24 protein-coding genes are annotated in these 23,419 nt (G+C 71.6%); 18 read left to right on the top strand and 6 right to left on the bottom strand.

What is annotated here, in order from left to right:
• The first annotated feature begins 12 nt into the window (after window positions 1-12).
• The 8 genes from ACIRQY_RS17740 to ACIRQY_RS17705 all read left to right on the top strand — a co-directional run bounded on the left by ACIRQY_RS17740 (window position 13) and on the right by ACIRQY_RS17705 (window position 7,954).
• Window positions 13-447, top strand: coding sequence for a WXG100 family type VII secretion target (locus ACIRQY_RS17740; protein WP_403926515.1), 435 nt, complete (start codon window positions 13-15; stop codon window positions 445-447).
• Window positions 448-490: 43 nt separating this feature from the next.
• A complete protein-coding gene (locus tag ACIRQY_RS17735; RefSeq protein WP_403926471.1) occupies window positions 491-790 on the top strand; it encodes a WXG100 family type VII secretion target in 300 nt (99 codons plus the stop codon).
• Window positions 790-2,496 carry an RNase A-like domain-containing protein gene (locus ACIRQY_RS17730; protein ID WP_403926468.1) on the top strand — a complete coding sequence of 569 codons (1,707 nt, stop codon included), beginning with the start codon at window positions 790-792 and terminating at the stop codon, window positions 2,494-2,496. The genes ACIRQY_RS17735 and ACIRQY_RS17730 overlap by 1 nt, the downstream gene beginning before the upstream one ends.
• 14 nt (window positions 2,497-2,510) lie before the next feature.
• Complete coding sequence (locus ACIRQY_RS17725; RefSeq protein ID WP_403926465.1) at window positions 2,511-3,119, top strand: hypothetical protein; 609 nt, start codon at window positions 2,511-2,513, stop codon at window positions 3,117-3,119.
• The gene (locus ACIRQY_RS17720) at window positions 3,120-3,428 is read left to right on the top strand and encodes an RNase A-like domain-containing protein (RefSeq protein WP_351795350.1); all 309 of its coding nucleotides are present in this window, start codon (window positions 3,120-3,122) and stop codon (window positions 3,426-3,428) included.
• Between the two features lie 14 nt (window positions 3,429-3,442).
• The gene (locus ACIRQY_RS17715) at window positions 3,443-4,078 is read left to right on the top strand and encodes a contact-dependent growth inhibition system immunity protein (RefSeq protein WP_403926462.1); all 636 of its coding nucleotides are present in this window, start codon (window positions 3,443-3,445) and stop codon (window positions 4,076-4,078) included.
• A gap of 817 nt (window positions 4,079-4,895) precedes the next feature.
• On the top strand, window positions 4,896-6,566 hold the full coding sequence (locus tag ACIRQY_RS17710; RefSeq protein ID WP_403926512.1) for an alkaline phosphatase family protein: 1,671 nt from the start codon (window positions 4,896-4,898) through the stop codon (window positions 6,564-6,566).
• 692 nt (window positions 6,567-7,258) lie between these two features.
• Entirely contained in the window at window positions 7,259-7,954 is a 696-nt protein-coding gene (locus ACIRQY_RS17705; protein WP_403926459.1) for a GNAT family N-acetyltransferase, read from the top strand.
• Window positions 7,955-8,307: 353 nt separating this feature from the next.
• On the opposite strand, the gene ACIRQY_RS17700 is transcribed toward ACIRQY_RS17705, so the two are convergent.
• Entirely contained in the window at window positions 8,308-9,381 is a 1,074-nt protein-coding gene (locus ACIRQY_RS17700; RefSeq protein ID WP_403926456.1) for an alpha/beta hydrolase family protein, read from the bottom strand.
• A gap of 84 nt (window positions 9,382-9,465) precedes the next feature.
• Between ACIRQY_RS17700 and ACIRQY_RS17695 the strand changes: the two genes are divergently transcribed.
• The 8 genes from ACIRQY_RS17695 (at window position 9,466) to ACIRQY_RS17660 (ending at window position 16,837) form a co-directional block, all read left to right on the top strand.
• A complete protein-coding gene (locus tag ACIRQY_RS17695; protein ID WP_403926454.1) occupies window positions 9,466-10,431 on the top strand; it encodes an ArsR/SmtB family transcription factor in 966 nt (321 codons plus the stop codon).
• 406 nt (window positions 10,432-10,837) lie between these two features.
• The gene (locus ACIRQY_RS17690; RefSeq protein ID WP_403926451.1) at window positions 10,838-11,683 is read left to right on the top strand and encodes a HipA family kinase; all 846 of its coding nucleotides are present in this window, start codon (window positions 10,838-10,840) and stop codon (window positions 11,681-11,683) included.
• On the top strand, window positions 11,680-12,063 hold the full coding sequence (locus tag ACIRQY_RS17685) for a DUF3037 domain-containing protein (RefSeq protein WP_403926448.1): 384 nt from the start codon (window positions 11,680-11,682) through the stop codon (window positions 12,061-12,063). Before ACIRQY_RS17690 ends, ACIRQY_RS17685 begins: the two co-directional genes overlap by 4 nt.
• 181 nt (window positions 12,064-12,244) lie before the next feature.
• A complete protein-coding gene (fabG, locus tag ACIRQY_RS17680) occupies window positions 12,245-13,006 on the top strand; it encodes a 3-oxoacyl-ACP reductase FabG (RefSeq protein ID WP_351796206.1) in 762 nt (253 codons plus the stop codon).
• A gap of 25 nt (window positions 13,007-13,031) precedes the next feature.
• On the top strand, window positions 13,032-13,799 hold the full coding sequence (locus ACIRQY_RS17675) for an SDR family oxidoreductase (protein WP_403926445.1): 768 nt from the start codon (window positions 13,032-13,034) through the stop codon (window positions 13,797-13,799).
• A 148-nt stretch (window positions 13,800-13,947) separates the two neighbouring features.
• Entirely contained in the window at window positions 13,948-15,525 is a 1,578-nt protein-coding gene (locus tag ACIRQY_RS17670) for an ABC transporter substrate-binding protein (RefSeq protein ID WP_403926442.1), read from the top strand.
• 85 nt (window positions 15,526-15,610) lie between these two features.
• Window positions 15,611-16,294: a uracil-DNA glycosylase gene (ung, locus tag ACIRQY_RS17665; RefSeq protein WP_403926439.1), complete on the top strand. Its 684-nt coding sequence runs from the start codon at window positions 15,611-15,613 to the stop codon at window positions 16,292-16,294.
• 69 nt (window positions 16,295-16,363) lie between these two features.
• The gene (locus tag ACIRQY_RS17660) at window positions 16,364-16,837 is read left to right on the top strand and encodes a hypothetical protein (protein ID WP_402284122.1); all 474 of its coding nucleotides are present in this window, start codon (window positions 16,364-16,366) and stop codon (window positions 16,835-16,837) included.
• A gap of 8 nt (window positions 16,838-16,845) precedes the next feature.
• Here the strand turns inward: ACIRQY_RS17660 and ACIRQY_RS17655 are convergent, their stop codons facing one another.
• Together ACIRQY_RS17655 and ACIRQY_RS17650 are read right to left on the bottom strand one after the other, a co-directional pair.
• Window positions 16,846-17,325 carry a hypothetical protein gene (locus ACIRQY_RS17655; RefSeq protein WP_403926436.1) on the bottom strand — a complete coding sequence of 160 codons (480 nt, stop codon included), beginning with the start codon at window positions 17,323-17,325 and terminating at the stop codon, window positions 16,846-16,848.
• 409 nt (window positions 17,326-17,734) lie between these two features.
• Window positions 17,735-18,271 carry a DinB family protein gene (locus ACIRQY_RS17650; RefSeq protein ID WP_403926433.1) on the bottom strand — a complete coding sequence of 179 codons (537 nt, stop codon included), beginning with the start codon at window positions 18,269-18,271 and terminating at the stop codon, window positions 17,735-17,737.
• 135 nt (window positions 18,272-18,406) lie between these two features.
• Here ACIRQY_RS17650 and ACIRQY_RS17645 point away from each other — a divergent pair, with 135 nt between their 5' ends.
• Complete coding sequence (locus tag ACIRQY_RS17645) at window positions 18,407-19,312, top strand: Gfo/Idh/MocA family protein (protein WP_403926431.1); 906 nt, start codon at window positions 18,407-18,409, stop codon at window positions 19,310-19,312.
• A gap of 226 nt (window positions 19,313-19,538) precedes the next feature.
• Here ACIRQY_RS17645 and ACIRQY_RS17640 read toward each other — a convergent pair whose 3' ends face one another.
• Window positions 19,539-19,985, bottom strand: a complete 447-nt coding sequence (locus ACIRQY_RS17640; protein ID WP_403926428.1) for a nuclear transport factor 2 family protein — start codon at window positions 19,983-19,985, stop codon at window positions 19,539-19,541.
• A gap of 182 nt (window positions 19,986-20,167) precedes the next feature.
• Here ACIRQY_RS17640 and ACIRQY_RS17635 point away from each other — a divergent pair, with 182 nt between their 5' ends.
• The gene (locus ACIRQY_RS17635; protein WP_351796230.1) at window positions 20,168-20,572 is read left to right on the top strand and encodes a PPOX class F420-dependent oxidoreductase; all 405 of its coding nucleotides are present in this window, start codon (window positions 20,168-20,170) and stop codon (window positions 20,570-20,572) included.
• Window positions 20,573-20,650: 78 nt separating this feature from the next.
• Here the strand turns inward: ACIRQY_RS17635 and ACIRQY_RS17630 are convergent, their stop codons facing one another.
• Entirely contained in the window at window positions 20,651-22,186 is a 1,536-nt protein-coding gene (locus ACIRQY_RS17630) for an alpha/beta hydrolase (protein ID WP_351796233.1), read from the bottom strand.
• Window positions 22,187-22,537: 351 nt separating this feature from the next.
• The gene (locus tag ACIRQY_RS17625; protein WP_403926424.1) at window positions 22,538-23,410 is read right to left on the bottom strand and encodes an undecaprenyl-diphosphate phosphatase; all 873 of its coding nucleotides are present in this window, start codon (window positions 23,408-23,410) and stop codon (window positions 22,538-22,540) included.
• Between the last annotated feature and the right edge of the window lie 9 nt (window positions 23,411-23,419).

Below are 23,419 nucleotides of genomic sequence, written 5' to 3'. Positions count from 1 at the left end.
CCGTCAGGTCCGATGGGTACCCACCCCCAACGCCGCTCACAGAGAGTTCAACGAGCCCTTCAGCAACGGGACACGGCAGATCTCAAACGCGGTCTGACGAGGCTGGCGGACGACATCGACTCGATGCGGCGTCATATCGACGGCCAGGTGCGGCGGATGGACGGCGTCGTCGACCGGATCGAGGCCGGCTGGAAGGGCGGGACCGGGAGGGCGTACCGGTCCCTGCACCGGGCCGCGTCCGAGGACGCCGTACGGATACGCGAGATCCTCGTCGTCCTCGAACAGGCCGTGCGGCTGAGCCGCGACGGCTTCACCGAGCGGGAGATGGAGAACCTGCGGCGCCTGCGACAGGCGGAGAGCGCCGTGGACGTGGCCGCGGAGGCCGCGAAGCTCCAGGCTCCGCAGGCCTCGGCCGCCGGGCCGCGCAGCGGCATCCTGGACGTCTGACCACGCGGTACGAACCCATCACCCGAGGACCACGGGGGCTCTCTTGTCCGACGACCACATAGGTGTCGACTTCGGCACGCTGGGAGATCTCGCCACCGAGCTCGAGGACATCCTCACCCGGCTCAACAGCGAGCTGGAGACGCTGTACCGGCGCGCGGAGAAGGTCGTGCTCGCCTGGGACGGCGAGGCCCGCGAAGCGTTCGTCGACGAGCTCGACCAGTGGGACCGTCAGATGCGGGACCTCCAGGCCGCGCAGAAGTGGCTGCACGAGGTCGTGACCAACGGGCAGGTCAACTACGGCGCCGCTCACCGCGCCGTGCTGCGCGGCTGGGGGGCTGCCTGATGGGGACCCCCGCCGCCCCGGGCACCGGATTCGACGTCACGCCCACCCGGTTGAACGGCGTGGCGGGGACCGTCGCCGTCCAGCAGAGCCAGCTGGACAAGGCCGCCCGGGACTTCCTGGCCGACATCAGCCAGTACATGGACTGCGGTGGCTACGGACCGGCGGCCGAAGCCGTCTCCGCCTCGTACGTGAAGGTCGGCAACACGTTCCTCGACACCTGGGCCAAGGCCGTCGCCGGTATCGGAGGCGTCGCCACCGGCTTCGTCACCACCGCCAACAACTACGCGCGGGCCGAGGCCGCGAGCCACCCCTCCGGCACCGCCCAGCCCCAGCAGTTCCCGCTCCCCCACGTCATCGACTCGCCGCCCCGCTACTCCCGGATCACGGATCTGAAGTGGGGCGACATGGACGACTACTCCAGCGGCCTCATCTCCTGGCTGCTCGAAGGCGTCCCGGACTGGGCGATGGACATCGTCCGCAAGCTGCTGCACCACGTCTTCCGCTGGGGCAAGGCGGCGGACATCCTGCCGCTGCCCGACTACCTGGAGATCGACAAGCTGGCGCTGGCGTGGCTCCGGCCCGGGTTCGCCCTCGGGCAGGCCGAGGGGATGCTCAACCAGGCCGTCGGCTCGATCTCCGACCCGAACAACGGCGAATGGCAGGCGGCCATGCGCACCTTCACCAGCTCGTTGTGGGGCACCACCGCCTGGGGCACGTCGACCGCCGGGTACCAGTGGAAGCACGACTCCGGCGGTGCGGGGACCTCGGCCGGTACCAGCGCCAGCCACCCCGTGATGAGCGTCCTGTTCGACACCACCCAGGAGGTCAGCCAGGCGCTGCGGGCCTTCGTCGAGGCCGCGGCGAAGATGCGCCAGGAGCTGTGGCGGATCTGGAAGAAGGCCGTCTGGGACGCCCTGCCGAACATCAAAGACGGCCTCGACATGGGCGACCTCAAGAAGATCGGCAGGAGCGTCCTGTCCATGGGCCGCGACCTCGGCGTCAACATCACGCTGGAGATCGACCAGGCCGCGATGAACCGGGCCGTGACGACGTACGAGAACGAGTGCCGGGCGGTCGTGGCGCGGCTCGACAAGCTGACGGACGCCCTGGAGGAGGCGCACCGGGCCGTCCCCACCTACCAGTCCGAGCAGGCCAGGGCACAGGCCTTCGGCGCGCGCTCGCTCAACGACTTCAAGCACGAGCACATGTTCGTGGTGCCCGGGCAGAACGAGGACGACTTCTACTACCCGATCGACCTGGCGAGCCAGGAAGGGCTCTACGACAGCCACCCGATCGACAAGCACGTCGGGCTCACCGACGACCAGCTGCGGATGCGGCTCCGCGACCAGCCGGGCGCACCCGCCGCGTCGTCGTTCACGGACCTCGCCTCGGCGCAGAAGTTCACCCAGGCGGTGATCAGCGACAACGCGAACGAGAACCGGATCGCGGACTGGATCGACAGCACCCGCAGGAAGATGCAGACCAATCCGAACTACGACCCCAACAAGTCCGAGATTCAGCCCCCGCTCTATCTCCAATTCCCAGGGGAGAAGGTCGGCGGCAGCGTCTCGCGCGACGATTACACTAACGACGGCATGAACGCCCGGGCCACCGACAAGGAGTGGGCCCAGGTGCGGCTCATCTACAAGCACGATCTCGATCCGCCGTTCATCGTGCTCACCGCCATGCCGCACAAGGGACCGTGAGAGAGGTGTGTGCCATGTTCTCGGACGGGCCGGTGGTCCGGCTCCTCGACCTCGCCCTGTCGGTACGGGACTCGGCGGGCCGACTCTCCCTCGACGCCGAGCTCGGGCGGTATGTACGGCTGGTGCGCGGCGACGCCGTCGCGCACTGGAACTGCTCGGCGTACGCGGCGGCGGGCGCCCTGGAAGCGGCCGCCGACGGGCTCGGCGACGCCCCGGCCGCGTTCCGCGAGAAGGCGGCGCGGGCCGCAGGCGACGCGGATCCGGCGGAATTCCTCCGGACGCTCGCGAAATCACTCCGCGAACGGGACAGGGCCGGTGCGGCGGAATTCTCGGAACTCCCGATGGACGGCTGGGAATTCCTTCGGACCTTTCCCCTGCTCTTCGGCCTCGACGCGATCCTCATGGACGAGCCGGGACCGGTCGGCGAGACGGTGCGGACCCTCCTCGGCAACGAGCACCCGTTCTGCACCGAGCTCGCCGCCGGGTACGCCGGGGAGGCGCAGCGGGCCCGTGTCCTCTTCCCCGGCGCCGAGGGGCTGCGCCCCCGGCTGTCCTGGGCCACGCGGGACGCGCTCCTCTCGATCACGGCCACCGTCGACGACCACATGCGGCGGGAGCACTGAATGACCGCGCGCCGGAACCGTGCCGCGACCTACCCGGACCGGGAGACCGCCCAGTGGGCCACCCAGCAGGTGGTGACCCGCAACGAGCAGGTGATCCACCGCTGGCTCGCCCAGTCCACCCGGCGGCGGCTCACCATCGAGGCTGCCTGGCCCTCGCGGCCCGAGCCGGTCGGGAAGGTGCTCACCGACCCGATGGCACTCGCCGGCCGGGACGCCGTGGAGGTGCGCGCCGCCCGGGTGGTGCTGCGGCGCAGCGAGACCGGACCCCTCGGCTTCACCGTGCACTCCACCGTCCCGATCGACCTGTAGGGAAGCCGCCGCCGATGCCTCTCAAGCCCCTCGACCACGACCGGAAGTACGGCGAGCTGGACCAGGTCGTCCGCGCGCACCTCGGCCGCCGCGCCGACGACCCCGAGGCTCTGGAGGCGTACCTCCGGCACTGCTGGCGCACCCGCCCCTGGGTGATCGGCGTCGCCGAGCACCAGCTGCGCGAGTACGCCCAGAACCCGCCGGGGCGGCTGCGCGTGCGGCTCGGCGAGTACTACCCGGTGCCGGACGTGGGTCTGCCCGACGACGAGGTCCAGGACTGGCTGCGGGGGCTCGCCGACCGGCTCCGCGCCAGCGTCGAGACGGGCCAGGCGCCGCCGCCGGCCACTCCGCGCACCCACTGGGAGTGGCACGCCCGCTTCCCGGAACTGGGCCAGTTCCTCGGCGGCTGGTTCGGCCAGGACATGCCGGAGGAGTTCGGGGACCACGACGCGGCCCTCGCCGACTACCTGGCGACCACGGACACGGGCCTGGTCGCCCAGCTCGTCGGTGAACTCCGCGACCTGCTGAGCCTCCCCCTCGACGAGTCCGACCTCGCCCTGGCCCTGGTCGAGCTCGGGACGGAGGTCGACCCGCCCGAGCCCCTCGGCCCGGGCAGCTGGCTGGCCGAAGTGGCGGACCGGCTGAAGTGACCCGGCGACCGGCCGAGGTGAGTCCGCGGACCATGGTGCCGGTCATCGCCCATCGGTTCATCGCCTTCGGGTGAGCGGGGCCGGTCTCGTAGTCCCTGGCGAGGCGTCGGCCGGCGGTGAACCACGCCGGCACGCGCCCGACCGTCTGCCCCTTCGGCTGGACCTGGAACCCGTACTCGCCAGGCTCTGTGCGGACTCTCTCGTGCTCGCGCCCGAGGACCTGGGCTGTCCAGTCGACCAACGGGCCGACGAAGCCCTGCTCGGCCAAGACCGTCCGCACGCTCGGCTGGTCGAGGCGAGTCCCCACCAGCGGCCGCCGGGGCCGCCGGGGCGGTCTTCTCCGTCTCACCCGTGACTGTACGAGCCCTGGCCGGACGCCTCCCATGGGGCGGCGGCCTCACCTTCGCTGCCGTGGACGGCGGCCCCCAGGCCCATGGGGACTGTGGCGAGTCCCCCGTCGCGGGACGTGTTCGGCCGTCGCTCCAGAGCGTGGCGAGGGGGGTTCGGGGATGCCGGTCGGCCCGGGCGCGGAGCCGTCAGGTCGGGACCCAGGCCGACCGGGGTACGGTTTCGGCCTTGTCGGGACGGCCCGAACCCTCCCGCCCAGCGCCCCCGCCCGCCTCGTCAGTGTCGAACAGCTGACCAGGTGGCGCGCCAAAGGGGCCGGACAGCGCCCTCCCGGACCGGGTGGCGGGCCGGGAGCGGCATCTCGAAACCGCCGAGGGGGGGCGTACCGGGGGTGTCCGAGACCCGTGTGCCGGTCGGCGTGCGCCCTTCGTTCTCACCTTGCGCCCTCCTATGGTTACCTGCTGTGACAATGACATCGCGCACCGGCCGCGGCCCCACCGGGCTCCGTGCCCGCTGGGCCGCCTTCGGCCTCGCCACCGCACTGCTGCTCACCGGTACGGCCGCGGCCGAACCGGCGACCAGGCCCCCGGAGCGCTCCCCGCGGGTCCAGCGAGTTCTCACGCTGGTGGTCGACCAGTTCCGCCCGGAGTACGTCGACCTCTTCGACATGCGCCGCACCCGGGCGCTGCTCCGGGAGAGCACCTCGTTCCCTTCCGCGTACCTCGGCCACATGGCCTCCGAGACCGTGGTCAGCCATCAGGTCATCACCTCGGGCCAGCTGCCCCGGGACATGGGCTGGGCCGACGAGGTCTACCGCGACACGGACAACCTGCTGGGCGAGGGGAAGGACAGACTCCACATCACCAGCGGGCTGGGACGGACCCAGCTGGACACCCTCATGGGCAGCACGGGGTCTCCCAAACTCGGCGACTACCTGCACCGCGCCTTCCCCGGCCGGAAGGTCGTCACCGTGGGCGGCAAGACGTACGCCACCCATGTCTCCGGCGGCTCGGGCACCGACATCCAGGTCACCTTCTCCGGGCGGGAGTTCGCCTGCGGCCCGGACGGGGCGAAGACCTGGCGCGGACCCGCAGGGAAGGCCGTGCCGAGCTATCTGAGCGCCCCCGCCTGCGGGCGGTTCTACGTGGACTCGGCGGCCGCGCTGGACTACGGCACCTCGGACACCGCGCCGGCCTGGATGTATCCGCTCGACGGCAACCACTACATCCCCGGCCGCGACCCGGCCCACCTGGGCGGCGACACCTGGGTCGCCGACGCCGGCATGGCGATGATGGAACGGGAGGACTGGTCGGGGATGCTGCTCACCTTCCCGGGCGTGGACAAGGCCGGTCACATGTGGGGTGGCATCACCGACGACGCCGTGTACCCGCCGGGCTCCGACGAGGAGATGGCGCATCTGCGGTATCTCGCCCGGAACGTGGACACCCAGATCGGCCGGGTACTGGACCGGCTGAAGGCGCTCGGACAGGACGACGAGACCCTGGTGGTCCTCACCACGGACCACGGCGGAATGCCCGCCACCCGCTTCCACGGGGTGAACGCGGCGGGTCGCGGCGACTACAACTGGTTCTACGGCCGTTCCGCCCAGGGGGACTTCCTGGACCCGGCCCCGGCCCTGGACCCGCTGGTGCGCACCGGGAACGTGGCCGGCTCGTACCAGGACAGCGCCGTGCGCACCTGGCTCACCGACACCTCACCCGCGGCGAAGCGGAGGGCGGCGTCCGCGATGGCGGAACTGCCCGATGTGATCGCCTCGTACACCCGTGAGGGAGACCGCTACCGGCTGGCGCACGCGGCGCCCCGACGGATGACCCCTGGTGAGCGCGACTGGTGGCAGCGGCACGGCCAGGAGCTGGTGAACACCATGGCGGCGCCCTACGGGCCCGATGTGATCGGGCTGCTCAAGGACGACGTCAGCTACGGGGTGGCGGGGGACCACGGCGGTGCCCAGCGGCAGGCCCAGCGGATTCCCCTGATCTTCCGCACCCCCGGTGGGCGCGGCGCCACCCCGGACACCCCGGGGCGGGCGGTGGACATCCTCCCGACGGTCCTGCGGAAGCTGGGCATCGTCCCGTCACCGGCGGACGGACTGGACGGACGAGCCCTGCCGCTGTCCTGACCGGGCAGGCCCCGGGCCGACGGTGGCCCCGGGCCGCCGGGATGCTGCCGGTCACCCGTCGGTCCTGTTCCCGGCCTGGCCGGGACGGCCGAACCCACCCGCTCGATCACGTCTTTCCGATGGCTTCGAAGATGTCGGCGTCGGCGTCGGCGCCTGCCGGGCGGCAGGCGAGGGCGTCGCGAAGGCCGCGCCCGGCGACCCACCGACGGCGATGCCAACGGCGATGGTGAAGCCGACGAGGGACCTCGTCATCGATCTGGACCGCATGTGCTCCCCTCGGGTCGCCGGGCCCGGTGGCCGCCAGGGTCTCGCCGCCGCCTCGGGTCGGCGTCCGACTGGTGACCCGGACCGGTGAGCAGTCAACGGGGCCCGGTCTCTCCGTCTCGTGCAACGGAAAGACCGGGCCCCTCAAGTCACGCGGCGATCCAGGTCATCCAGTCATCCCGGCAGACCCGCACCGTGCTCCCGCTTCTTCCGGATTCTTCATGCCGAGGCACACGTACAGGCGTGAGGAGTTGGCAAGCGCGGTGTGATCCCACCAGTCCATTGACGTTCCACCAGGGGTGGACGTGCTGTCCGTAGCGAGCGGACCATCGAGGATGGTGCCGTGTATCCCCCAGGCGCGAGCGGCAACCCCGTCCGCCTGATAGTCGAATGTCCGGATACGGCAGAGAAGTCCTCCCGGCGGGCTCTTGAGCCTGGGATCGATTTCCGTGAGTTCGGCGCTGGAGCCGATGGTGTTCTCACGGCAGAATCGGCTTGTGATCAAAGCCTCGGTGACCCTGCGCGAGCTCGTTGTCCGCGACTGCCAGGCCGTGCATGCCTTCGCCGGCCGTCCGGAGGCTTGCCGTTACCAGGCATGGGGGCCGAACACCGAGGAACAGACGCGTGCTTTCGTCCGGTCCGCGTCGGATGACCGGCTGCGGTCTCCTCGGACGAGGTTCGCGTACGCGGTCTGCCTCGACGACGACCTCATCGGTATCGGCGAGCTGAAGGTCCGCAGCCGGGTCCACCGCCAAGGCGAGATCTCCTACCTGGTGCATCCCCGTGTGTGGGGGCGAGGCGTGGGCACGGCCATCGGCGGGGAACTGCTCAGCAGGGGGTTCGGTCAGTTGGGGCTGCACCGGATCTACGCGACCTGCGATCCGCGCAACCTCGGGTCGTCCCGGGTGCTCGGCAAGCTCGGCATGACCCATGAAGGCCGCCACCGGCACACCGCGCTGATCCGGGACGGCTGGCGGGACTCCGAGGTCTTCAGCATCCTCGACGAGGAGTGGGCGTCCGGACCCGCGTCCGGTGATCGGGAGATCCGTGATCGGGCCTCTGGCAGCCGCCCCGGTACCGGAACGGGAAGAGCCGCGCAGGGACATCCGGAATGTGACGTCTGACGGGGTCCGCGCGACCTGATCCGATCCTGCCCTGTGCGGGATCTCGAAGGAACTCCTGGGTGGCCTGATCGCCGAGTCGGCCAGGCCGTGGTCGCAGGCCCGGGACTGTGACCGGTGGCCCGGGACTGTGACCGGCTTGAGCGGCGCGGGCACAGTCGGTCGCGGACGGCCGGGACGGGGCCGGACCACCGGTTGGTGCTCACCGACCGGGTCCTGGTCACCCTGGTGACACCGCGCTGGAGACCGTCGCATCGGTTGCCGGCAGTGCTGTCCGGGGTGTCGTGCTCCACGGTCGATCGGGCGGTGGGCGAAGGCGCGTCCGCCGCTGTCCGCCCGCCGCGTCGCAGTCCCTCTTACGAGAGACGGCGGGCGAAGAACGTCCCCACCCGGCGCCGTACCTCAGCGAGTGTCGCCACAGGGTCACCGGTGCCGACGAGCGCGGTCCGCGCCGCCGCTGTCACGAGACCGGAAGTCCGGAGCCGAGGGACGAGCGAGCCGTAGTCGGTGAACGCCCAGTGGTTCGCGTGGGGGAGCAGCCTGCGGTGGCCGGGAACGCCGGCCCAGGACGAATCGACACGGGCGGCGCCGTCGAATCCGTCGGTGCGGAACAGCAGCAGCGGCCGGTCGAGGACGACCGGCGTCGGGTACAGGTCGAGATAGCCCTCAAGGTTCACCACTGCGCCGACCCGGCGGTCGCCACGGGCCGCGTACACCGCCGCCGTGCCGCCCGCGGAGTGCCCGTACATCCCGATCCGGCTGGAGTCCATGACCGGTGCGAGCGGCAGGTCGCCGAGCCGGTCCAGAACCAGGCGGAGGTCCTCGATCCGGGTGTCCACCATCGTGCGGAACGTCGCAGGGTCCGGCGGTCCGATCAGGACGGTCGTCCGCATCCCGGTGGGCAGTTCCACCTGGGAAGCGTCACCGGGGTGGTCGACGAGGACGACCACCCGGCCGTGGCTCGCCAGGTCCTCGGCGAGGCTTGTACCGAGTGTGCGGGAGTCACCACCGCCGGGTGAGTACACCAGCACCGGCCGCCGCCCGGGCAGCGGCGGCGCGCCCACGTACCCGTGGGTGAGGACCGCGCCCCAGTCCACCGCTCCCGGCTCCGGCAGCCCCGGATGAACGCGTGGCGCGTACTCGGCGAACTCCCCGGCCTCGGCCGGGGTGAGCTGCGGGGCCCGGGGAAAGCCGCGTACCGATCGGGCCGGGTACAGGACGGTCAGCATCAACTCCCGGGGGCCGCCCACCCATGGGTCGGTCCGGGACGGGTCCACCAGATGGACCCTCCGCATGCCCACGGGGTACGGGCCGACGGGCGCGGGCAGCCGGAGGACCGAGCGGCCACCGGAGGCGGACGCGGCCGTGGGCAGCAGGGCGGCGGCACTCCCGAACAGGGTGCCCTTCAGAAGAGTGCGTCGAGAAGTCATACGGGCATCCTTGGGGCGGGGCCCGCACGGTGCGAAGGTTCAGGCCCTGGCCGAAATCCTTGCCCAGGACGAGGAGTTGTGAAGGTGCTGCGCATCCACTTCACCGCCAAGGACTTCGCCCTGACCCGCTTCGCACCCCGCCCGGCGCCGCTCCAGGAACTGCACGCAGCCCTGACGACAGCCGTGGCCCAGCTGGGCGGGCCGCTGTTCACCCCATGGCGCGGACGCGTCCTGCGCACACTCCCGGCCGCGACCGACCCGCTCGCCGAACTGATTCCAGGGGGCCGCCCGCCTTCCTTCCTCGATGTCCTCGGCGACACCATGGCCGACGCCTTCGAACAGGTCCGCGCCGGCAGTCCCTGTCTCATCCGCTCCGAGCTTCGGCGGGTCTACGGAACGACGCCCGCGCCCCGCTGGATCCGTGACCTGCACGCGGGCGACGAGACGGCCTGGCGCACCCTGCGCCGCGCCCAGCAGGCCGCGTACGAATCGGTACTCGCCCCGGTCTGGTCCGTCGTACAGGATCTGCACCGTGAGGAGTTCACCGGCTACGCCCTGACGGTCGCCGAGCACGGCGTGGCCGCCACCCTGACCGGCCTGGCCCCGGGCAGCCGGCTCCACGAGGGCGTGTGGGAATGGCCCGGCGCGGCACCGGACCGCGACATCCGCCTCGACGGGCGCGGCCTGGTTCTGCTGCCCACCTTCCACCACCCGGCGGGCCCGCTTCTCCACGACACCCCGGGCCACCCCGCGGTCTTGACGTACCCGGCCGGTCCCGGGCTCCCGCCCACCGCGGAGGGCCCGGGCGTCTCAGCCGAGGCCCTTTCTGCCGTCCTGGGACGCACCCGGCTGGATGCCCTGCGCCTCCTCGCCGAACCTCACACCACGACGTCCCTGGCCCGCGCCCTCCACGTCAGCAACGCGACGGCCTCGTCCCACGCGGCCGCGCTGAGATCGGCGGGGATGGCGACGACGACCCGCACAGGCCGCTCGGTCACCCACCAGCGCACGGCCCTCGGCACCCTGGTCGTGGGCGCCTGGCCGCCGTAGTCCACCACACTGGCCGTCCGCCCTTCGCAGGGTCCGCTCCCGGAGCCGTCCCCATCCGGCCCCGGTGCCCTGGCGGCGGGCCCGAAGGACGGCTTCCACGTGCCTCGGCACACCTACGCCTCGATCATGTGGGAGCCGGAGAGTCCGTCGTGACCCTGGCTCAGTGGCTCGGACACTCCTCGCCGACGATCACCCTCGGTTACTATGCTCACTTCACGCCGGAGGCCGGAGGCCGGCGGCAAGGGGCGCGGCGCCATCGACGGTCTGCTCGGGGTGCGGGGGCACCGGCTCCTCGGCCGAAACTCCCCGGATTCTCCCCGGCGCCGTTGACCGGTGATTCCTGCCTGCGGGCCCCGGAGAGGTCGTCCGTGGATCGACTGGCTGAAGAGATTGGTGGCCTGGGACAGTGTTGGAAGAGGTCGTGGCGACCCGTTACATCACGCCCCTGCGTGAGGGCGGCTCGCTCCCCGGGATCGTCGAGGCCGACGACCTCGGTACGTACGTCATGAAGTTCACCGGCGCCGGGCAGGGCCGCAAGACCCTCGTCGCCGAGGTGATCTGCGGGCAGCTCGCCCGGAAGCTCGGGCTGCGGGTGCCCCGGCTGGTCACCCTCCAGCTCGACCCGGTCATCGGGCTCTCCGAGCCCGACCAGGAGGTGCAGGAGCTGCTCAAGGCGAGCGGCGGGCTCAACCTGGGGATGGACTTCCTGCCCGGCTCGCTGGGCTTCGACCCGCTGGCGTACGAGGTGGACCCGGCGGAGGCGGGCAGGGTCGTCTGGTTCGACGCGGTCGTCAACAACGTCGACCGGTCCTGGCGCAACCCGAACATGCTCGTCTGGCACGGCGACCCGTGGCTGATCGACCACGGCGCCACCATGATCTGGCACCACAACTGGCCCGGCGCCCGGGTGTCCGCCGCCAAGCCGTACGACGCCTCCGACCATGTGCTCGCCCCGTTCGCGCCGGACGTCGCCACCGCCGCCGCCGAGCTGGCGCCGCTGGTCACGCGCGCGCTCCTGGACGAGGTCGCCGCCGACGTGCCCGACGAGTGGCTCGTCGACGAGCCCGGCTTCACGAGCACCGACGAACTGCGCGCCGCGTACGTGGACGCGCTCCTGCCGCGCGCCGCGAGCATCCACGAGCGGATCACCCTGGGCCCGCGCAGGGAGGACCGGCCGCAGCGGCCGCCCGGCTGGCTCGCCGAGCGTCTCGCGCCCCGGCCGCACCCCACCGAGAAGGACAGCACCCCGTGACCGACCGCGATGTCTTCGAGTACGCGCTGCTGCGCGTGGTGCCGCGGGTCGAGCGCGGCGAGTGCTTCAACGCGGGAGTGGTCGTCTACTGCCGTGCCCGGTCCTTCGTGGCCGCCCGTACGCACCTGGACGAGGCGAAGCTCTCGGTCCTGGACCCGACGGCCGACGTCACCGGCGTCCTGGCCGCGCTGAGGGCCGTCGAGGAGGTCTGTCTGGGCGGCGATGACGCGGGCCAGGCGGCCGGAGACGACGCCGGACGGCGCTTCCGCTGGCTGATCGCGCCGCGTTCCACGGTCGTCCAGCCGGGACCGGTGCACACCGGTCTGACGGCCGACCCCGAAGCCGAGGTGGAGCGGCTCCTGGACATCCTGGTGCGCTGACCGCGTCCGCCCGGGGACGGGGAGTGACCAGGTGCACCCGGTGGGCCGTTGACACCGGGTGCCGTGGCTTCTAGCGTCTCGTCCTGCGGACGATACTAAGCGGTCGCTCATGTGCGGGACGCAGGAGCGGCGACCGGTTCGGCCGCGACCAGGGACGTTCCAAGGGCGAGGAGAACCAAGCATGTCCACCACCGAGCAGCGCGTAGCCGTCGTCACGGGTGCCGCCCGGGGCATCGGCGCCGCCACCGCGATCCGTCTGGCGGCCGAGGGCCGTGCCGTCGCCGTGCTCGACCTCGACGAGGCGGCCTGCGGAGACACCGTCGAGAAGATCACCGCGGCCGGTGGGACCGCCCTCGCGGTCGGCTGCGACGTGTCCGACGCGGCCCAGGTCGAGGCCGCCGTCGCACGGGTCGCCGAGGAGCTCGGCGCGCCGACGATCCTCGTCAACAACGCGGGCGTGCTCCGCGACAACCTGCTCTTCAAGATGTCCGAGTCGGACTGGGACCTCGTCATGAACGTGCACCTCAAGGGTGCCTTCCTGATGGCGAAGGCCTGTCAGAAGCACATGGTGGACGCGGGCTTCGGCCGGATCGTGTCGCTCTCCTCCTCGTCCGCCCTCGGCAACCGGGGCCAGGCCAACTACTCGGCCGTGAAGGCGGGTCTGCAGGGCCTCACCAAGACGCTCGCCAAGGAGCTCGGCAAGTTCGGCGTCACCGCCAACGCCGTCGCGCCCGGCTTCATCGTCACCGAGATGACCGCCCAGACCGCCGAGCGCGTGGGCATGGGCTTCGAGGACTTCCAGGCCGCCGCCGCGTCCATGATCCCGGTGCAGCGCGTCGGCCGCCCCGAGGACGTGGCGAACGCCATCGCCTTCTTCGCCGGCGACGACGCGGGCTTCGTCTCCGGTCAGGTCATGTACGTGGCCGGCGGCCCGCTCAACTGACGTCCGGAAGCGAGAGGAGCAGGTCATGACCGCACAGGAACGCCCGGAGCTGTCCGGCAGGGTCGCCCTCGTCACCGGCGCGAGCCGGGGCATCGGATACGGCGTCGCCGAGGCGCTCGTCGCCCGGGGCGACCGGGTCGTCATCACCGGACGCGGCGAGGAGGCCCTCAAGGCGGCCGTGGAGCGCCTCGGCGCCGACCGGGCGATCGGCGTCCCCGGCAAGGCCCACGACGAGGCCCATCAGGCCGTCGCCGTCGAGGCGGCGATGGACGGCTTCGGCCGCCTCGACTTCCTCGTCAACAACGCCGGTACGAACCCGGTCTTCGGGCCCCTCGCCGATCTCGACCTCGGCGTGGCCCGCAAGGTCTTCGAGACGAACGTGGTCTCCGCGCTCGGTTTCGCCCAGCGGAGCTGGCACGCCTGGCAGAAGGAGCACGGCGGCGCGATCGTGAACATCGCGTCGATCGCCGGTGTCTCCGCCTCGCCCTTCATCGGCGCGTACGGAATGAGCAAGGCCGCGATGGTGAATCTGACCCTTCAGCTGGCGCATGAATTCGCGCCGCTCGTGCGCGTCAATGCCATTGCTCCGGCCGTGGTCAAGACGAAATTCGCGCAGGCGCTCTACGAGGGCCGGGAGGCCGAGGCGGCGGCCGCCTATCCGCTCGGCCGCCTCGGCGAGCCCGAGGACATCGGCGGCGCGGCGGCCTTCCTCACTTCGGCGCAGTCGGAGTGGATCACCGGGCAGACGCTCGTCGTCGACGGCGGGATTTTCCTGAACGCCGGAGTCGGGTGACCGATATCCGGACACTTTCTGGAATGAGTGTCCGGATTGGGCCCGGTTGAGGGTCGAATGCCTCAAGTGCCCCGTCAGACCGGACGATTGACCTGGCGGGGTGCTGCGGTATCGTCGGCCGACCCCTGGCTGAACGAGGAGCGTGCACGTGTTCAACCGGACCAGTCTGCAGGCCGCTGCAGCCCTTGTGTCCATATCCCTGGTGACCGGATGCGGTGTCTTCTCGGACAGTGAATCCCCCGGGGATCAGAGAATCGTCATCGGTACGACGAGTTCTCCCTCCACGCTTGACCCAGCCGCCGCCTGGGACAATTCCTGGGAGCTCTTCAGGAATGTCTTCCAGACCCTGGTGAGTTTCCCGACGGGCAGTACGACTCCACAGTCGGACGCCGCCGACTGCAAGTTCACCGACACCTCCAGCCGGGTCTTCGAATGCAAGCTCATCGAGGGCCTCACGTTCTCGAACGGGCACAAGCTGGACGCCAAGGCCGTGCAGTACTCGATCGAGCGCATCCGCACGATCGACGCCAAGGGCGGCCCCAACGGGATGCTCGGCTCGCTCGGCAAGATCGAGACGGTCGGCGACCGGACCGTCGTCTTCCGGCTCAACAAGCCGGACGCGACCTTCCCGTTCATCCTCGCCACCCCGGCGATGTCCCTGGTCGACCCGGCCGAGTACCCGGCCGACCGGCTCCGCAAGGACGGCAAGGTCGTGGGCTCGGGACCGTACGTCCTCGACTCGTACGCCGAGCGCAAGACGGCGCAGCTGACGAAGAACCCCACCTACAAGGGTTTCGCCGACCGCAAGAACGGCGGCGTGACCATCCGGTACTTCGACCAGTCCGAAGCGATGGTCGCGGCTCTCCGCAAGAAGGAGATCGACGCCACCTACCGCGGTCTCACCGCCGAGGAGGTCGTCTCCCTCCAGGACGACAAGCCGGAGAACAAGGGTCTCCAGATCGTGGAGTCGACGGGCGCGGACATCCGCTACCTCGTCTTCAACACCGAGGACCCCACGGCCGCGAAACTGCCCGTCCGCCAGGCCATCGCCCAGCTCGTCGACCGCGACGAACTGGTGAACAAGGTCTACCAGGGCACCGCCGAACCCCTGTACTCCATGGTGCCCAAGGGCATCGCCGCTCACACCACCAAGTTCTTCGACCGCTACGGCGCGCCGAACGCCAAGAAGGCCAAGAAGATCCTGCGGGACGCGGGCATCACCGATCCCGTGGAGCTGACCTTCTGGTACACGACGGACCGGTACGGTTCCTCGACCGCCGCCGAGTTCGCCGAACTGAAGCGCCAGCTGGAGGAGTCCGGCCTCTTCAGGATCACCCTGCGCGGCAAGCCCTGGACGGCGTTCCAGGCCGGATACCAGAAGGGCGAGTACCCGGTCTTCGGCCGCGGCTGGTTCCCCGACTTCCCGGACCCGGACAACTTCGTCGCGCCGTTCCTCGGCAAGGAGAACGTCCTCGGCACCCCGTACATCAGCGACCGGATCACCAAGCACCTCATCCCCAAGTCCCGCCGCGAGAGCGACCGGGGGACCGTCACGAACGAGTTCGTGGAGGCCCAGGAGATCATGGTCCAGGACGTCCGGCTGCTGCCGCTGTGGCAGGGCAAGCTCTACATCGCGGCACGTGACGACATCGGCGGCGGCGAGCGCGCCCTCGACCCGCAGACGGTCATGCAGCTCTGGGAGCTGAACCGCCGGGCCAGCTGGTAGGAGAACGGACCGCCGGGGGCCGTTGTCAGTGGCCCCCGGTAGGTTCTGCGGCGTAGACAGGAACGTCCACCGGAGGTTGTCGACCGTGACCGATACCAACATGCTGCCCGAGTCCTGGCGGGGTGTCCTCGGCGAGGAACTGCAGAAGCCCTACTTCGCCCAGCTCACCGAGTTCGTCGAGGAGGAGCGCGCCAGGGGACCGGTCTTCCCGCCGAAGGACGAGGTCTTCGCCGCCCTCGACGCCACCCCGTACGACAAGGTCAAGGTCCTGGTCCTCGGTCAGGACCCCTACCACGGCGAGGGGCAGGGCCACGGGCTCTGCTTCTCCGTGCGGCCCGGAGTGAAGACCCCGCCCTCCCTGCGGAACATCTACAAGGAGATGCAGGCCGAGCTCGGCCACCCCGTCCCCGACAACGGCTATCTGATGCCGTGGGCCGAGCAGGGCGTCCTCCTGCTCAACGCGGTCCTGACGGTCCGTTCCGGCGAGGCGAACTCGCACAAGGGCAAGGGCTGGGAGAAGTTCACCGACGCCGTCATCACCGCCGTCGCCTCGCGGCCCGACCCGGCCGTCTTCGTCCTCTGGGGCAACTACGCGCAGAAGAAGCTGCCGCTCATCGACGAGGAGCGGCACGTGGTGGTGAAGGGCGCCCACCCCTCGCCGCTGTCGGCGAAGAAGTTCTTCGGTTCGCGGCCCTTCACCCAGATCGACGCGGCCGTCGCGGCCCAGGGACACGCGCCGATCGACTGGCGCGTCCCGGACCTCGGCTGAGCCTCGGCCCGATCCGGGGCGGGGACGGCTAGCGTCGGCCTCCCAGTGGGCGAAGCGGTGGAGGTCGCGGTGACCGAGCAGCAGCAGGTGTCGGACGACGGCGTCATGACCAGGATCGGGCAGGCCATGATGCTGCTCCACGGCGGCGACCGCGAGGAGGCCCGCAACCGCTTCGGTCTGCTGTGGCAGGAGATCGGCCCCGAGGGGGACCCGCTCCACCGCTGCACCCTCGCCCACTACATGGCAGACGCCCAGGACGACCCCGACACGGAGCTGGCCTGGGACCTACGGGCCCTGAGCGCGGCCGGGAGCCTCGTCGAGGAACGGGTCGCCGCCCATGACTCGGCCGCCGCGCTCCGGGCCCTGTACCCCTCCCTCCACCTCAACCTGGCCGCCGACTACGTGAAGCTCCAGCAGCCCGACGCCGCCCGGGTCCACCTCGACCGGGCCCGTGTCGCCTCGGACCACCTGGACGACGACGGCTACGGCAACGGGGTGCGGGCGGCGATCGAACGCCTCGAGCTGCGGCTCAGGGGGCTGTGACGGGACGCTCAGCGGCCGTACACACCGTGGCAGATCCTCGACTGGTCACTGCCGGGCCGCCAGCCCCCGTACCGCTCGCCCAGCGCGCACACGTCCGCCCGGGACACCGGGGGCGTCCTCGGCAGTCCCGTCAGCACGGGCGGCTCGGGGAGCGCCGGCCGAGCCGCCGGGCGGGGCCGTTCCCGGCGCGGAGGTACGGCCGCCGGGCGCGCCGCCTCCGGCCGGGGCGGGAGTGCCCGGCGGTGGGGCTCGACCGGGGGCGCGGAGCGGGGCACGGGGGACGGCGGGGGAGCGGGGAGCGCCGCTTCGAGCGCTTCGCGGGCCGGGCCCTCGACGATCTGCGGCGCCACCGCCTGGGCGGGGCGGAGGGAGTCCGTGGCGGGCGCGGGGGAGGGCGGGACCGGTGGGGCGTCCACCGACACGCATCCCGCGAGGGCGGCCACGGCCGCCCCGGCCAGGATCTTCGCTGTGGTTCGGGTTCCATGCACCCGCGCCACTCTGCTGGGCCGACGAGGATCCCCGCGCCCCTACCGGCGGGGAATGCCCCGCACGGGTGAGGGCGCAGGACGGCGGGCTTGACCGGCCGGACCGTACGTCTCGGGCCCTGTCGGTACGACCCGGGGCAGGGCCGGGCCCGGTCGGGGGCGTGGGCCGGACCCGGGGCTGGAGCCGGGCGAACCCCGGACCGTACCGGGCCGGACTACCTACTGGGCCGGGCCCGTAGCGGGCCAGAGCGGACCCCGGACCGGGCAGACCCCGGTCGGGCCGGGTTCCGGATCTGACCTGGGCGGGTCTCGGATCTGACCTGGGCCGGGTCCCGGACCTGGCCGGGTTCCTGACCCGACCTGGGGCCGGGCACGGGGCTGCTCGGGACCGGACCCGGGTGCCGGACCCTGGTCAGTCGCCGGTCACGCCGTCCACGCGCTCGCGGATGAGGTCCGCGTGGCCGTTGTGGCGGGCGTACTCCTCGATCATGTGGAGGTAGATCCAGCGTAGGTTGAAGGACTTCCCGGTCCGGTGTGTGCCGGCGCCCAGATCGTCCAGCTCATGGGCGGCGGCGAGGCTCCGCGCATGGGCGATCTCCGCCTGCCAGGTGGCGTGGGCCTCCTCGTAGGTGTCCTCGTCCGAGACGTGGATGTCCCCGTCGCGGTCCTCCTCCGTGGAGTAGATGTACGCGACCTCCTCACCGGCGAGGATCTCCCGGAACCAGCCGCGCTCCACTTCCGCCATGTGACGGACGAGACCCAGCAGGTTGAGGTCGGAGGGCGGGGCGGAGAGGGTGCGCAGCTGGGCGTCGGTCAGTCCCTCGCACTTCATCGCGAGGGTCGTGCGGTGGAAGTCGAGCCACTGTTCCAGCGCCTCGCGCTCTCCCGTGGTGGTGCCGGGGTCGACGCGGGGGACGGAGGCCGTGCTTTCGATGGTCATGCGCGGCATCGTGCCCCAAGCCTCCCGGCGGCGCCACCGCTTTCCGCCGGGCGGCCGCCGTCGGCCCGCGAACCGGTCCGCGTAAGCTGACCAGCGGGAACGGCCCCTGTGCGCGGGGCCGGTGGACACGACGAGGGAGACCACGTGAAGGTTGGCTGCATCGGACTCGGTGACATCGCGCAGAAGGCGTACCTTCCCGTGATCGGCAGCCTCCCGGGTGTCGAGCTCCACCTCCAGACCCGTACCGCCGAGACCCTCGACCGGGTCGCCGACACCCTGCACCTGCCCGCCGGGCAGCGCCACCGCGACCTCGGCTCGCTGCTCTCCGCCGGGCTCGACGCCGCTTTCGTGCACGCGTCGACCGCTGCCCACGCGGAGATCGCGGAACGGCTGATCGAAGCGGGCGTGCCGACCTACGTCGACAAGCCCCTCGCGTACGAGTACGCGGACTCCGAGCGGATCGTGGAACTGGCCGAGAAGCGTTCGGTCTCCCTGGCGGTCGGCTTCAACCGGCGCCTCGCACCGGGGTACGCGCAGTGCGTCGAGCACCCGCGCGAGCTGATCCTCCTCCAGAAGAACCGGGTGGGGCTGCCCGAGGACCCGCGCACCTTCGTCCTCGACGACTTCATCCATGTCGTCGACACCCTGCGGTTCCTGCTGCCCGGCGACATCGAGCACGTCGACGTGCGGGCCAGGATCCGGGAGGGGCTCATGCACCACGTGGTGCTCCAGCTCTCCGGTGACGGCTTTACTGCCATCGGCATGATGAACCGGATGAACGGCTCCACGGAGGAGATCCTGGAGGTCTCGGGGCAGGACACCAAGCGCCAGGTGCTCAATCTGTCCGAGGTGGTCGACCACAAGGGCCAGCCGACCCTGCGGCGGCGCGGCGACTGGGTGCCGGTGGCCCGGCAGCGCGGTATCGAGCAGGCTGTGCTCGGCTTCCTCGACGCGGTGCGCGAGGGCCGGGTGCTGAGCGCGCGGGACGCGCTGGCCACGCACGAACTGTGCGAGCGGGTCGTCCGCGAGTCGCTGACCCAGGCGTCCTGAAAGGACGGGCGGTCCGCGACCCCTGACACGGGTTCCGGTTCCGGTGCGCGGTCGGCCGACGGTGTCCGGACAGGGCAGACCTGCCGGAGCCGTCCGCCGGGCCTGCCCGGCACGGCCTCCCGGTGCGCCTTCGCGCGAGGGGTTCGCTCACCGGGGGCAGCGGCGGAGAACGGTGCCCGGGCCGCCCGGAGAGCACTGGGGCCGTACGGGGGCGGCCTCGGGTGCCTCAGCCCGTACGGCGCCACCGTTCGTCCACGACGACCGAGCGGAGGCGCCAGCCGTCCGTGGTCCGGCGGGCGCCGAAGGCGTAGCGCCCGCCGCAGACGAAGTCCTCGCCGGAGGCGAAGCGCATCGGATTGACGTAGGCGGCGTCGACGTCGGCGAGGTCGCCGGTCGCCGGGAAACCGCCCGGGGTCCGGAAGCCGACCCGGCGGTTCACGATGAGGTGCTGGCGTACCGGGAACAGCGGCATGGTCGCGGCCAGCCACTCCGCGACCTCGGCGGCGGGACCCTCGATCCCGCCGGAGCCCCGGTAGTCGGCACGGCCGTCGGGGGTGAACAGGGCCCGGTAGGCGGGCCAGTCACCGTCGTCCACGGCCGTCGCGTAGCCGGTGACGAGATCGTCCAGGGCGAGCCGGTCCATCACGGCGGAGAGGTCCACGCGCTGCGTCATCACCTCAGTGTCCGGCAGGGCCCGCCGGGCGCCAAGGGGCGTGCACGACACGGCCCCGTCCTGCCGGGAGACCGTCGCCCGTCCCGGGCGCGCCACGGCGAGGGCGGGCCGGTTGCCGGGGAACCGGGGCGGGATGGGGTAGGAGAGGGAGCGACATCCGTACGCGTCCGAAGGGAGCCACCGTGTCCGCTGAGCTCAGCGACAGGCTCAAGGAACTGCTCGACAGCCCCGTCTTTGTCACCATCGCCACCATCCAGCCCGACGGAAGCCCTCAGGTGTCCCCGGTGTGGGTGAAGCGCGACGGTGACGACGTGCTGATCTCGACGACCGTGGGGCGGCGCAAGGAGAAGAACCTGCGCCGCGATCCGAGGGTCACCGTGCTGCTCCAGCCCTTCGACTCCCCGTACGAGTACGCCGAGATCCGCGGCACCGCCGAGCTCGGCACCGAGGGTGGTCAGGAGCTGATCGACGAGCTCTCGGTGAAGTACGTCGGCAAGAAGTACCGCGAGTTCAACCCGGACGCGGTCGACGACGCCCAGCGCGTGGTCGTCCGCATCACCCCGCGGAAGGTCGTCGGGCGGCTCTGAGCCCCGCCGGGACCGTGCCCGGTGCCCCGCGGCCCTGACGGGCGGCGGGGCACCGGCGTTCTCCCGTGCCGCTCCGGGTCAGCCCCTGGGGTCGGTGAGGTAGGCGTCGATCACCCGCATCGCCTCCACCGTCGCGCCCCTGCGGTAGAGCCAGTGGCCCACGACGTCCATCGTGAACACGGTGGCCTTCGGGAACGAGCGTGCCATGCGGCGCGCGCCGGGCAGCGGGGTCGCGAGGTCGAGGGTCGCGTTGGCCACGAGGACGGGCGGAAGGGGGCCCGCCGCCTGGGCCGGAGCGGGCTTGGGCGGCATCGTCCAGCCCTGGCAGCCGAGGACGGTGTCCAGGGACTGGGAGTTGTAGCGGACGTGCGGGGCGGCCTTGGCGACCCGCTTGAGGATGGCCCGGTACTCGGCGTGGTCGCGGATCCGGAAGTCGTAGTCCCGGCACAGCACGAGCCGCGAGGCGATGTCCCTGCCGGAGGGCATCCAGAAGACCTCGCCCTTGCCGGAGTGCAGGGCGGCCAGTTGCCTCGCCGCCTCCTCCCAGCCGCCCTTGCCGGCGGCGAAGGTCAGGAAGTCGGTGAGCTGGTCGGCGCTCACCTTGGTGCGCGTCGGGCCGTTCGGGCCCGGATCGCGGAGCTTGCCCGCGTCGGCGCGGGCGAACAGCCCGTCGGTGACGGCGAGGACGTCCTTGCCGTTGAGCGCGCAGGACGTGTCCTTCTCGCACCAGGCCGCGAACCGCTTGAGGGCGGTGTCGACGGTGACGGCGCCGTCGGTGAGATAGCGCTCGACGTTCGACCGGTCCGGGTCCATGGCGCTGTCGAGCGCCAGGGCGCGGAGCCTGCCGGGGAACAGCCGGGCGTACCGCTCGCCGAGGAAGGTGCCGTAGGAGTGGCCGATGAAGCTGATCCGGCTCTCGCCGAGGGCGGCGCGGATCGCGTCCATGTCACGGGCCACGGTCTCCCCGTCCATGTGGGCGGCGAGCGGCCCGGTCTGCCGCAGACAGCTGTCCGCCAGCTGCCCGTTGAGGACGCGCATCCGTGCGAACTCGGCCGCGTCGCGGGGGCGGGCCGGGATCGATCCGATGAGGCTCTCGTCGCAGGTGGCGTTCTGGCTGCGGCCGACGCCACGGGGGTCGAAGCCGACCATGTCGAAGCGCTGGAGCATGTCGGGGGTGTAGCCGCTGACCGGGTCGTCGGCGTACAGGGCGTCGTCGGAGCCGGGCGCGCCGGGGCCGCCCGGGTTGGACATCAGGACGCCGATCCGGCGCGCGGGGTCGGTGGCCCGGTGGCGGGCGACGAAGATGCCGACCTTGGGGCCGTCCGGCTTCGACCAGTCCACCGGCACCTCCACCGTGGCGCACTCGGCGCGCGGGCTGGGCTCGGGGTAGGGCGGTTCGGCCTGGCAGGCGCCCCAGTCGATCGGCGGTACGGAGGCGACGGCGCCGGGCGGCTGCTGGGCGACGGCCGTCCCGGGGGCGGCCAAGGAGGCCGCGACGAAGGAGGCGGCGGACAGGACGAGGAGGAGACGTGCCGAGAGGGCTCGCCGTCCCGGGGAACGGGGCGGTGCCGAGACGGGGTCCGGGCTCTGGCGCGGGTGCGGGCTCGTGTTCACGCGGGGGACTCTTCCGCTCCCGTATGACGGTGCCTCCATGAGCCCATGGTGGGAACGTAACAAGGGGTTCTGCCTCTTCGGACGCCTGGCCTTGGCCCCTGGCCCCTGGCCTGGTCTGGTCCGGTCCGGCCCCGGCCCCTGGTTCCTCGGTTCTTGCTTCTTGGGCGGGCGGGTTGCCCCCTGGGCGCCCCACGGGGCTTTCCGCCGGGCCCGTTCGCCTGGCTGTCGGCCGTGTCGTCGGCCCACGCGCGGAGGGTCCGCGCGGCCTGTGCCGTGCGGACCCTCCGTGAAGTGCTCCCGCACCGTTCGCGCGGTGCTTCGGCGCGGGCGCGGTGGTGTTCGCGGCCCCGGTCAGCCCGCCGACTCGCCCGCGTGGGGGCTCAGGACGTCCGTGCCGACCAGGATCAGGATCAGGATGCCGAGCAGGATCCGGTAGATCACGAACGGCATGAAGGACTTGGTGGTGATGAACTTCATGAACCATGAGATCACCGCGTATCCGACGACGAAGGCGACGATCGTGGCGAAGATCGTCGGCCCCCAGGAGACGTGGCCCTCGCCCGCGTCCTTCAGCTCGTAGGCGCCCGAGGCGAGGACGGCGGGGATCGCGAGGAGGAAGGAGTAGCGCGCGGCGGACTCGCGGGTGTAGCCCATGAGCAGACCGCCGGAGATCGTCGCGCCCGAGCGGGAGACGCCGGGGATCAGGGCCATCGCCTGGCAGAAGCCGAAGATGAGCCCGTCCCGCACGCCGAGGTCCTTGAGCGTCTTGCGCTCGCGGACCACCCGGTGGCGGCCGCCGGCCTCGTCGCGGGCGGCCAGCCGGTCCGCGACACCGAGCACGACACCCATGACGATCAGGGTGGTGGCGATCAGCCGCAGATCACGGAAGGGTCCCTCGATCTGGTCCTTCAGCGTGATGCCGAGGACGCCGATCGGGATCGAACCGACGATCACCAGCCAGCCCATCTGGGCGTCGTGGTCGGAGCGCATCGCCTTGTCCGTGAGCGAGCGGAACCAGGCCGAGACGATCCGGCCGATGTCCTCGCGGAAGTAGATCAGCACCGCGGTCTCCGTGCCGATCTGGGTGATCGCCGTGAAGGCCGCTCCCGGATCGTGCCAGCCGGCGAACGCGGCGGTGAGACGGAGGTGCGCGCTGGAGGAGATGGGAAGGAACTCCGTCAGCCCCTGGACGAGCCCGAGGATGAACGATTCGAACCAACTCATGGGGCTAGG

Origin of the sequence: Streptomyces sp. NPDC101490 (genome assembly GCF_044767145.1) — a bacterium.
Classification (GTDB): Bacteria; Actinomycetota; Actinomycetes; order Streptomycetales; family Streptomycetaceae; genus Streptomyces.
This window is presented reverse-complemented; position numbering and strand designations above follow the sequence as displayed.

Coding starts and splice junctions, on each gene's coding strand:
- ACIRQY_RS17740 (WP_403926515.1), top strand. CDS start 13: ATGGGTACCCACCCCCAACGCCGCTCACAGAGAGTTCAACGAGCCCTT.
- ACIRQY_RS17730 (WP_403926468.1), top strand. CDS start 790: ATGGGGACCCCCGCCGCCCCGGGCACCGGATTCGACGTCACGCCCACC.
- ACIRQY_RS17725 (WP_403926465.1), top strand. CDS start 2,511: ATGTTCTCGGACGGGCCGGTGGTCCGGCTCCTCGACCTCGCCCTGTCG.
- ACIRQY_RS17720 (WP_351795350.1), top strand. CDS start 3,120: ATGACCGCGCGCCGGAACCGTGCCGCGACCTACCCGGACCGGGAGACC.
- ACIRQY_RS17715 (WP_403926462.1), top strand. CDS start 3,443: ATGCCTCTCAAGCCCCTCGACCACGACCGGAAGTACGGCGAGCTGGAC.
- ACIRQY_RS17710 (WP_403926512.1), top strand. CDS start 4,896: ATGACATCGCGCACCGGCCGCGGCCCCACCGGGCTCCGTGCCCGCTGG.
- ACIRQY_RS17700 (WP_403926456.1), bottom strand. CDS start 9,381: ATGACTTCTCGACGCACTCTTCTGAAGGGCACCCTGTTCGGGAGTGCC.
- fabG (WP_351796206.1), top strand. CDS start 12,245: ATGTCCACCACCGAGCAGCGCGTAGCCGTCGTCACGGGTGCCGCCCGG.
- ACIRQY_RS17675 (WP_403926445.1), top strand. CDS start 13,032: ATGACCGCACAGGAACGCCCGGAGCTGTCCGGCAGGGTCGCCCTCGTC.
- ACIRQY_RS17650 (WP_403926433.1), bottom strand. CDS start 18,271: ATGCCGCGCATGACCATCGAAAGCACGGCCTCCGTCCCCCGCGTCGAC.
- ACIRQY_RS17640 (WP_403926428.1), bottom strand. CDS start 19,985: ATGACGCAGCGCGTGGACCTCTCCGCCGTGATGGACCGGCTCGCCCTG.
- ACIRQY_RS17625 (WP_403926424.1), bottom strand. CDS start 23,410: ATGAGTTGGTTCGAATCGTTCATCCTCGGGCTCGTCCAGGGGCTGACG.